Raw genomic sequence first — 322 nt, 5'->3', positions numbered from 1 at the left:
GATCATTCTAGCGAGCTAAATGACTCATTAACTGCGTTAAATATTTCTCATGTAGAATAACTACATAGCGAAATATTTACCTTGTTTCTAAGCCATTTATCTGTCGCAATATCTGATCACTTATTTAATGTAATTGGTATGACTTCGATTGGGCGCAATCTGGCGTCAAAAACAACTGAAAAGCATGACATTAAACGCATTGGTCGGCTGCTCAGTAACCATGAGTTATTACGTGAATCGACAACGGTTTATGTTCGTTTATGCCGTCTTGTGGTGACCGAAAAGCATCCGGTCATTTTGGTGGACTGGAGTCACGCTGATA

1 pseudogene is annotated in these 322 nt (G+C 39.4%); it reads left to right on the top strand.

The window, feature by feature from the left end:
* Window positions 1–138: 138 nt before the first annotated feature.
* Window positions 139–322 (top strand): annotated as a pseudogene (locus tag HC733_RS22725) (IS4 family transposase); the annotation flags it as partial.

Source organism: Pseudoalteromonas sp. S16_S37, assembly GCF_014694405.1.
Lineage (GTDB): Bacteria > Pseudomonadota > Gammaproteobacteria > Enterobacterales > Alteromonadaceae > Pseudoalteromonas.
Note: the sequence above shows the minus strand (reverse complement) of the source record. Positions and strands in the feature narration are given on the sequence as shown.